Below are 10,358 nucleotides of genomic sequence, written 5' to 3'. Positions count from 1 at the left end.
GTCCTGGTCTCCGTCCTGGCCCTCGGCGTCTCGATGATGCCCTTCGGCGGCAGCGGCGACGACCTCGGGGCACGCGGCGACACCGGCCGTCAGCCGGTGGCCGACCCCGAACTGTCCCTGCCGTCCGTCCCTTCGTTGCCTCCCGCGACCTCGAAGCCGGCCGGCAAGGCCACCGAGAACACGGGGAAGTCGCAGAAGCCCGGCAAGCCGGAGAGCAGCGACCGCCGGACCGAACCGCAGGGCACCTCCTCTCCCACGGACCGCGCGGAGGGCGGCGAGAGCGAGAACCCGGAGGACCCCACCTGCCGGGTCGAGTACGACCTGGTCAACCAGTGGCCCGACGGCTTCCAGGCCACCGTCACCGTCACCACCAACGAGTCCCTCGACTCCTGGCGCGTCTCCTGGTCCTTCCGGGACGGCCAGCAGGTCGGCCAGATGTGGGACGCCTCCGTCTCCCAGAACGGCCACCGCGTCACCGCCACCGCCGCCGACTACAACAAGTCGGTCCAGGCGGGCGACGACCTGGCCTTCGGCTTCCTCGCCTCCTGGCGTGGCAAGAACTCCCCGCCGTACGACTTCGAGCTGAACGGCCAGGACTGCGCGAAGGCCTGACCCGGCCGCCGGACAGCAGGGGCGCGGTATCTCCTCGAACCGCGGGGCTCGCGGATCGTCCGCAGGCTCGTGGCCAGAGCGGCTGACGCGATCATGAACACGGCGTACGTCACCAGCCTCCCTCGCGCGCCCAGGGCCACCAGGGCCCGTAACAGTCGCGGGCGCCGGCGACCGGCCGCGAACGGGGGCGCCGCCGAGCGGGCGTTCCGCCGGATCCGCGCCCAGCTCGCCAGCCTGGTACTGGGTGAGCGCGGTGGGCGGTTGGGGCCCCGGGACGAGGTGCGGCAGGGCGGCGGACTCGGCGAGGCCGGAAGAACGCAAAGCATGCACCGGCCAGGAAGACCACCAGCCCGACCCATCGTCGCCGCGTCCCTCGCACTCGCATGGGGAGAGGCTCCCGCAGTGGACCGCGGTGCGTCGCACACTTGCGAGCCGTTGGTCGGGCAACCTTTGGTGTTCCCACTCCATGCTCGGTGCCCGAGAACACCTCTCTCTGACCCGGTACTGCGATTGCACAACGCAGAAGACGTACCGTAGCCAGGGATTACCCGATTTGAGGGACACGTCACGAGACAGGCGGGTCTCGCCGTAGGCTTGTGCCTCATGGAGCGCTTAGACCCCACCGACCCTCCCATTGCCGGGAGTGTCGTGACGCACGACGCCGTAGTGATCATCCCAGGGATCATGGGCAGCGAGCTGATCGAGACGGAATCCGGTCGTGTTCTGTGGGGCATGCGGACAGCGCTCCAGTACTCCGCCCGCTGGCACCACAAGCGCGGGATGGCGGCGCTCGCCGTCACTGAGGACGAGCGGGCCGGGCGCACGGGCCGGATCACCGCCCGGCGGCTCCTGAAATTCGCCTCCTGGTCGCCTCTCCTCGGAGGAGTGGAGCCATACACCAACCTCGTCCGGGGGATCACGCCCGCCGTCGCCGACCCGGCGGCAATCTGCGAGTTCGCTTACGACTGGCGGCTCCCCGTCGCTTACAACGCCCGTGCACTGGCCGAGGCGATCGACCGGCATCTGCAGGCCTGGACGGCGCATCCCGCGTACGCGGCGGCCCGGCGCCATGCCCCGGACGGGCGACCGGCCGAGGTGGTGCTCGTCGCGCACTCCATGGGTGGCCTGCTGATCCGGGAGCTCACCCGGATACCCGGAGCCACGGATCGGGTACGGGCCACGCTCACTCTCGGAACACCGTTCCACGGCGCGGTGAAGGCGGCGGCGATCCTCAACTCCGGGCGCGGCGCGCCCGTACCGCTGCCCCACCGGCAGTTGCGAGACCTGGCCCATACCCTTCCCGGGCTGCACGATCTGCTCCCCGCCTATCGCTGCGTCGAGACCGAGGACGACATGGTCGCGCCGACCCCCGCGGACATCGCCGCCCTCGGCGGCGATCCCGAGCTGGCCAAGGCCTCCCTCGACCGCACGGCGGCGCTGCGGTCCATACGCATCCCGGACCACGTGATGGTCGTCGGCATCGCCCAGCACACCATGCAGAGCATGCGGCTGAAGGACGGGGTCGTCACACCTCAGCCGTACATCTTCAAGCGACACTCGGACCACGAGGTGTGGCGGGACGCTGTCGGGCGGCCGCTCAAGGACGACTGCGGCGGCGACGGCACTGTCTATCGCTACGCCGGACATGTCGCCGGCACCGAGGAAAGCGGTACTTACGCCCAACAGCACGGCGCACTGGCCACCTGCGGTAGCGCGATCGACCGGGTGCGCGGACTGCTCACCGGGCTGCGTCGCCTCGAAGACCTGGGACAACGACTCGGGTACGGCGAGACCGGGCTCGAGGTGCCCGATCTCGTGGGCGTGCAGGAGGAGTTCGAGATCACGGTGACCGGCGAGGACGACCCCCGCCGCATGACCTGCCAGATCCAGGACACCGGTGACACCGACCGCGTCGTCGACACACCGCGGCTGCCGCCGCGCCGGGACACGTCCGGCGCGCTGCGCGTCCGGTGCCGGCTGCGGAAACCCGGCCTGTACCGGATCAAGGTGTCCGGCGGCAGCGAACCGGTCACCCGGCTGGTCCTGGCCAGCGCCGAGGACCCGGACCTCGGCGGCTGACCCGTGCGGGGGGACATGAACCCGGAGGCGAAGCCGGACGGGGACGGCTTCGACGTCTACTCTGTGGCGCTCGGCGACTACGTGCGGCAGGAGAACTTCGACGCCGACGAGGAGGCCCGGGCGATCGGTGATCTGCTCGCCCAGTTCGGCGGCACCCTCGTTCCCTGGGAAGTGAAGTCCGAGGAACGCGACCTGACCCAGGTCGACCTGCGGCTGAAGGCCTGGGCCAACCCGCACGACGTCCGCAACGGCGTTCTGCTCTGGATCGGGCACGGCACGTCGAACGCGGAGGACTCCGCCCTGTACGTGAGGGGACACCCCACGGCGACGGACGACACCGAGCTCGCCGCGGCCACCTTCGCCAGGCATGTCGTCGACGCACGTCGGTTGCGGTCCTACTACGGCAAGTGGGACATCGTCGTCGTCGAGGCGTGCGGCGCGAAAGGCTTCGTGGAGCGGGCCCTCGCCGCGATCAGCGCGGCCAGGAGCGCCAACGGTCTGCTGCTCGTCGGCTCGGGACGGGACGAGGGCATCGGGCACCTGGGCACGTTCCGCCGCGTCCTCGCACAGATCCTCACCCACCGCTACTCGGACCACGACACGGAGATCCCCGTCGGCGGACTGGCGCAGTACCTCGACGAAGCGCAGGCGTTCTCCATCTTCCCGCTCAACCTGGGCGGCCTTCCGCCGCTGCGCCGCCGTACCGCCTTCCCGGTCACAGCCTCGGTGGAGAACCACGCCCGGCTGCGCGAGGCGATCGACGCACTGCCGGAGACGGAGCGCGCGCACTTTGCACGCAAGGGACTCGGCTCGGAGTTCGGGGAACTGTCCTGGTGCTTCGCCGGGCGGGGGGAGGACCGGGCCGCCATCGCCGGGTGGCTCGCCGAACACCGCTCGGGCCTCCTGGTCCTCACCGGCCGGGCCGGGTGCGGCAAGTCCGCTCTGCTCGGCAACGTCCTGCTGCACGCCAACGCCCGCCTCAGCGAGCTGCTGCCGTTGTTGTCCCGGGCCGGTCTCGCCGACCAGGACGGTGAAGACTCCCCCGACCTGCCGAAGTTCGACGCCACACTCCATCTGACCGGGGCGACCACGCACGACATCACCACCCGGCTCGCCCGGGCCCTCGACGTCGAGGTGCGGCCGGACGCCCTGTATCCCGTCGAACGCTCCAACGCTCTGGTCCACGCCCTGCGTTCGGCGGCGCGTCCCGACCGGACGTACACGCTCCTCGTGGATGCCCTGGACGAAGCGCACGAACCCTCGCTCATCGCCGGCCTGCTGCGCGAACTCGGCACACTGGCGGGCATACGGATCGTCGTCGGATCCCGCCCTTGCTCCTGCGAAGCACCCGACTGCCCGCCCAGCGCCGACCGAGACCTTCTCGACGCTCTCGGCGAGGGCGAGGAGCATGTCCACGTGCAGTGGTTACGCCGCGACGCGCAAGCCCTTTCCGCATTCGTCACCAGGAGCCTGGAGCGGGCACGGCCCGTCTTCCCCGGTGGGCCGGAGACGTTCCTGGACGCCGTCCGACGCGCCGCCGTGCTGATCGTCGGCGACGAAGAGGCGGACCGGGACTTCCTGTACGTGAGCCTTGCCGTGCACGAGATCCTCGCCGACCCCGGTCTGCTGACCGCCGACCGCGTCGGTGAGCTCGCCGAGCTGCTGAGGGGCGACCACCGCACCCTGTTCGCGGCCGCGCTGCGGCGGCTCGGCGCCCGGCACGCCCGCGCTCTCCAGCTGATCGAGGCTCTCGCCCACTCACAGGGCAGAGGGCTGCCCCGTGCGGACCGGATCTGGGCCACCGCCGCCTCGGCGCTCGGCGACTGGCCCGCCGACCAGGTCGGCCCCGACGACATCGACGACCTCCTCGAGGTCGCGGCGCCGTACATCATGCTGGACGGAGAGGACGGACAAAGCGTCCACCGCCTGGCGCACCGCACCTTCGCCGAGCACTTCACCCATGCCGGCCCGAGCGACGTCGGCGAGCGCGCGCTGCGGATCACCGACGCGCTCGTGCGGCTCGCGGACGAAAGCCCCGGTCAACCGCTCAACTCCTATCTGAAGCGGCACCTCTCCGGTCATGCGGCCGCGGCCGGCATCCGGGGATGGGCCACGCTCGCCGACCGGCCGGCCGTGCTGGACCGGCTGTCCGTACTGGCCGTCGCCACCGACGTTCTGCGCGCGGTGGGCGAATCAGGCGAGCTGCCGCCGGCTGTCCTGGGAGTCCTGGACACCGCCCACCTCCTGCGGCGGGGCGGACCAGCCGATCGAGTCGGCCTGCGCCAGCTCGGCACGGCCCGCGCGACCGGGATCGCCCCCGTACGGGAGGATCCGAATGAGGGCCTGCGGCGCGCGGGCTGGCAGGTGTGCTGGTCCCGGTTGCGGCCCCGCCCGCCCCGGCTGACCCTCGCCTGCCGTGGGGCGGTCCGCTCACTGACGCCCGTCACCGGACCCGGCGGGAGCACCCTGCTCGCCGGTGTCGACGACGGCGGCAACCTCCACGTCTGGGACCCGGCACGCTGTTACGCCGCCACGACCGCCCCGGCGTTCTCCACCGGGCCGGTGACCTCGGTGACGGCCCTGCCGGGCACCACCCTGCTGGCGACCTCGGGTCACGACAAGTGCGTGCGGATCTGGGACCTGTCCGCGCACCGGCCCCGCCTCGTCCGCTCCGTCAGCAACGGCATGTGGCCGCACTCTCTGCACGGCTGCCTGGTCCCGGGAGGCACAGACGGAGCCTCGGCCGAGGTGCCCCTGCTGGCGGTCGGGGAGTACGGCGGCGGGATCCGCTTCGTCGAACCACTGACCGGTGGGACCCGCCGCGTGTTCCGCAGTCATGACAGCGGACCGGTCTGGGCTCTCACGGCTTTCCGCGACGCCGACGGAGCCACGCTGCTCGCCAGCGCCGCCAGCGACGGGATCCGGGTCTGGGCCGCCGGCGACCTGCGCCGCCAGGGCGATCCCGTGCACCGCGACGGTGCGACGGCTCGAGCTGTGGTGGCCTTCGACCGCCCCGACGGCCGCGGCGCGTTACTGGGCGCCGGATGGGACGACGGCCGGGTGCGGGTGTGGGACCACGCCACCGGAGAGTCCGTCGTCGAGTTCGACTCCGACAGCCCCGTGCACGGCCTCACCGTCCTCACCGCCGCCGACGGCCACCGTCCGCTGCTCGCCGCAGTTGCCCGGGACGGAGCCGCACGCGTCTGGGACGCGATGACCGGCGTGACGGAAGGCGTGACCGAGGCACCGGCCGAGGACGGCCCGCACGACCCCGGTTCCCGCAGCCGGTCCGCCGAGGGTCTGGCCATCACCGCCTTCGCCGGACCGGGCGGCGACACGCTGCTGGCCACCGCCGCCGACAACGGCGTCGTCAGTGTGTGGAATCCGTACCCAGGACCGCGCACTGCCGTCGCCGGCCCCCGCACGGCCACCGATCCGCACATCGACAGGATCGTGCGGCTGACCACCACCGCGAGCCCCGACGGCCGCACCGTGCTGATCGCCGAGAACCGCCGTGGCGCCCTCAGGGCCTTCGACGCCCTCACCGGGGAGCCCGCCGAGGTGCCTCCCGGCCACCACCCCATGGGGCCGCCTCCCGGCACGTCCCTGGTGCGCGGACCGGACGGGACGGTGCTGCGCGCCAGGTACGGCAGGAGCGAGCAGATCGTGCTCACCGTCAAGGCGACGGGCTGCCCCTACGGAACGCCGCTGAAGGCCCACGAGGACTGGGTGACCGACGTCATCGAGTTCACCGCGAGCGACGGACGGCATCTCGTCGCCTCCTGCGGCGACGGCAACGACTGCACCGTCCGGTTCTGGGACCCCACGGACCCGACCGGCCCCGCGACCCCCGCCGGTCGCCCGGAGCCGGTCGACCGGACGCCCCTGCACACCCTCACGCTCGACACCAAGTGCTTCAGCCTGGCCCACCTGGGTGACGGCCGGATCGCGATCGGAACCGACGAGGGCGTCCTCGTCGTACGCATGGAGTCCTGGCTGCTGACAGGACGGACGGAAGGGGGCCGTGATGTCCGGACCGGGCAAGGACAGTGACTGGTACGCCCAACTGGTGGACCGACTCTTCTGCAGACCCGGGGCTTCTTACGGCCCCTACGAAAGGATCCCCGGCGAGCCGGTCGTCGTGCTCGAGAACCGGCTGGTGCGCGTGCGGATGCAGACCCCGGGCGACGAGTACGAGACCTTCGAGATGTCGCTTTTCGACGGCATCCACGAGTTCGCGGGCGAGCTCTGGGAGCACGAGGTGCGCAGCCTGCTGCGGCTCCAGGCACTCAACCACCCCGCGCTGCCGCAGATCAGCGACGGCAGTTTCGACGCGACCGAAGCCATCGCCTTCACCATGACCCAGGAGAACGGCAGGCCGCTGAACATCGACCGGGCGGTCGCCTGGGCCCAGGAACACCGGATCGCCGCCTTCGAACAGTTCAGTGTTCTCGTTGACGCGCTCAGCCAGCTGCACGGCTCCGGAATCCTCCACCGCAACCTCACCCTCGGCGCCCTGCGGGTCAAGACGGGCCACGACGAGGCCTCCCAGCACATGGCCCTGGGGCTCGAACGCTTCGAGATGAGCACACTCATCGGCAACCTGCTGCGTTCCATGGGCAGCCAGTCCCAGGGAGACAACGCCCAGCAGAGCATCCGGCAGCTCTATCTGACGCCCCCGGAAGGCGTCGAAGCGGCCCGCCATCTCACCTACCTGGCCCCCGAGACTCACCCGTCGCTCTTCGACGCGATGCCGGCGTCGCGCCGAGACTGGGACACCACGGACGTCTTCGGGCTCGGCGTCCTCGGCTTCGAGCTGTTCTGCGGCCCGATCAGCGACTGTGTACCGGACGACTACGCGGGCGTCGCGCAGGCCGACGAATCCGGCCTGCGCCAAGCGCTGAGCAAGCTGCACCGGGCGATGCGGACCCATCTGTCCAACCGGTCCGAGGTACCCGCCGCACTGACTCGACTGCTCAGGAGCATGCTGGAGCTGCGCCCCGAGGCACGCATCACGTCGTTCGACGCGGCCCGCCGGATCGAGCGGGACTGGGAGGCTGTCTGCGGCGTCTGGGAGGACAAGGACGAGAGCCAACTCCCCCACCTCGTCGCCTTCATGCCCGACGAGTCCGTCGAGACGATCTACAAGCGGCGCAAATGGGTCTCCCGCAGCCCCGACGACGCGGCTGGCCGCGAGGAGCTGAAGGCGTTCTTCGAGAAGGAGCTGCGCCAGGCCGAACTGGTCAGATCACCCAACGGCGCCTTCGGCTACGCCACGGGCCAAGAGGAGAAGTTGCGAGAGGCGGAGTGGGTCCTCATCGGTGAGAGCGCGGTGTGGTTCTGCGCCTACCTCTACGACGACTCGGGTCCCAAGGACGACCAACGTGTCTACGACGACACCCTGGTCATCAAGTACCTCCACGACCGCGACTACGCCCAGGAACTTGTCAACGCCCACCCACGGCGCCGGCTGTCCCGGATCGACCTGGTCGCCTACAAGGCCCGCCAGGACATCTCCCACCACCGCACCGGCCGCCCGTCGTGGGCCCGGCTCACCGAGTCGGTGTCGGTGGGCGCACGGACCAAGGACCACAAGGACGAGGCCTTCCTCACCGCCCTCGACTTCCTGCTCGACTACCAGACGGTGGAACTCAACGCCCGTAAGTACCCGTTCGTCCGCGTGGACGAGCCGGCGGGCACGATGGCCGAAGCGGCCGCCGACACCGCAGTCCTGACGTACGACCAGCGCAGCGACGACGAACGGCTGCACCGCAACCCGCTGCTCACCTCCTACACCGCGGACCCGCGCCGCCGACCCCTCTTCGGTGATTTCGTGGCCGACCTCGGCACCGACGAGGAGGCCTTCGTCAGGCTCGACTACGCGGAACGGCCGCACTTCGGCCGCAACCCGGTCCAACTACGGTTCCTCCGGCGCCTCGACGCCCACTCGATCCGGGTACGCAGAATCGGCGGGGGGCCGATCCCACCATCCGGCTGGCTGCGCTCCTCGACCGACGCCGGAACCGACATCCAGCTCGGCCGGCAGGCCAGGGCCCGGCACTCCCTGGGGAACCTGCCCGGACTCATCCGGGCCCTCAGAGAGCCCCTCTCCATCGACCTCGGCCGCGGCCGCTACAACGACGCCGACGACGGAAACCTGGAGGGCAACGCCCCCAGCGTGATCCGCGACATGCTCTCGATGCACCCCTTCTACGCCCTCCAGGGCCCACCCGGTACCGGCAAGACCACCGTGGCCACCCATGCGGTCAGCCGCTATCTGACGATGGAGAAGGGCGCTCGCGTCCTGGTCAGCGCCCAGTCGAACTTCGCCTTGGACAACCTCGGCATCCGGCTGGCGGAAGAACTCGCCGACGGCATCGGCAAGGGACAGATCCTGCTGCTGCGGGAGATGTCCGAGGCCCGGGGCATCGACAAGGTCGACGAGCGGCTGCACCGGCACACCCTGCCCGAGCTGACCCGTGCGGTCGTACGCGACATCACACAGAAGCTGGGCCGCAAGCCGGGCACACCGGGCCGCGCCCCCATGACACCGAACGAGGCTGCCCTCGCACAGCAGTGGCTGGAACAGGTCGAGTCCAACCAGGTGGAGATCTCCGACCGCATCAAGGCCGGCGCCAACATCGTCCTCGCCACCTGCTCCATGGCCGCCACCGTCACCGACACGGTCCGCGACCCCTCGGACCTGTTCGACTGGGTCCTCCTGGAGGAGGCCGCCAAAGCCTGGCCGACCGAAGTCGTCACACCGCTGGTACTCGGCGTGCGCTGGACGCTCATCGGCGACCACCGGCAGCTCGGCCCGCACCGGGAGGGCGACCTGCGGAACTTCCTGACGAGTCTCGCCGGACACGGTCACGAAGACGTCAAGCGGCACTACGACGCCCGCAACAGCTACCTGAAAGTACTCGGCCTCTTCGGTGAGCTCTTCCGCACCCAGAGGGAACGGCCTGCGCAGAGCAGACAGGTCCCCCCACTCGGCAGCCTGGAGAGGCAGTTCCGCATGCACCACGTCATCGCCGAACCCGCGAGCCGCGCCTTCTACCCCAAGGAGCCCGCGGAGCAGGACCATGAGCTGGGCCTGCCGGTCAGCTTCCTCACCACCCACGACACCGCCAACGAGTCGCACGGTGTACACAGCCCCGCGTTCCTGAGGGACTGCCCACTGGTCTGGATCGACACCACCGGGCGGCCCGGCTGCGCCGACGAGGGGTACTGGACCAACACCGGCGAGGTCGACCTGGTGGACCGGCTCGTCACCGGCATGAAACCGGCCCCGTCCGACCCCTCCGAACCGGACGCCGAAGGCAGCCTCGCGGTTCTCACCCCGTACGCCGCCCAGGTCGCCCTGCTCAAGCAGCGCGGGTCGCTGCGCGGCCGGGTGCACACGGTCCACTCCTTCCAGGGGCGGGAGGCACAGCGCGTCGTCGTCTCGCTGGTGCGGTCCACCGTGCGGGGCAACACCCTGCAGAACGTCGGACACGTTGGTCAGGCCGAAGTGATCAACGTGCTGATGTCCCGGGCCCGTCGGCTCCTCGTCATGGTCGGCAGCCTGAGCCACTTCGCCGAGCACGGCGGCTCCGACTGGCGGCTGGTGACGGACACCGTGAAGCGGTTCGGCCGGGTCGTCCCCGCCGACGAGTGGGAGTGAA

4 protein-coding genes are annotated in these 10,358 nt (G+C 70.7%); all 4 read left to right on the top strand.

Going from position 1 to position 10,358, the window contains the following annotated elements; all coding sequences use genetic code 11:
- Positions 1 to 612: cellulose-binding domain-containing protein (locus ACFTZL_RS09285; protein ID WP_382579917.1), on the top strand; the 612-nt coding region annotated here is incomplete at its 5' end.
- Positions 613 to 1,260: 648 nt separating this feature from the next.
- A complete protein-coding gene (locus ACFTZL_RS09280) occupies positions 1,261 to 2,691 on the top strand; it encodes a hypothetical protein (protein WP_382579916.1) in 1,431 nt (476 codons plus the stop codon).
- Positions 2,692 to 2,706: 15 nt separating this feature from the next.
- Positions 2,707 to 6,744 (top strand): hypothetical protein, encoded by a 4,038-nt coding sequence (locus ACFTZL_RS09275; RefSeq protein WP_382579915.1) that lies wholly within the window; start codon positions 2,707 to 2,709, stop codon positions 6,742 to 6,744.
- Positions 6,719 to 10,357 carry an AAA domain-containing protein gene (locus tag ACFTZL_RS09270; protein WP_382579914.1) on the top strand — a complete coding sequence of 1,213 codons (3,639 nt, stop codon included), beginning with the start codon at positions 6,719 to 6,721 and terminating at the stop codon, positions 10,355 to 10,357. The genes ACFTZL_RS09275 and ACFTZL_RS09270 overlap by 26 nt, the downstream gene beginning before the upstream one ends.
- The last annotated feature ends 1 nt before the right edge of the window (position 10,358 follow it).

Source organism: Streptomyces sp. NPDC056948 (genome assembly GCF_042674225.1).
GTDB classification, from domain to species: Bacteria; Actinomycetota; Actinomycetes; order Streptomycetales; family Streptomycetaceae; genus Streptomyces; species Streptomyces purpurascens.
Note: the sequence above shows the minus strand (reverse complement) of the source record. Positions and strands in the feature narration are given on the sequence as shown.

Excerpts from the sequence above, each read along its gene's own strand:
- ACFTZL_RS09275 (WP_382579915.1), top strand. The coding sequence starts at position 2,707 with ATGAACCCGGAGGCGAAGCCGGACGGGGACGGCTTCGACGTCTACTCT.
- ACFTZL_RS09270 (WP_382579914.1), top strand. The coding sequence starts at position 6,719 with ATGTCCGGACCGGGCAAGGACAGTGACTGGTACGCCCAACTGGTGGAC.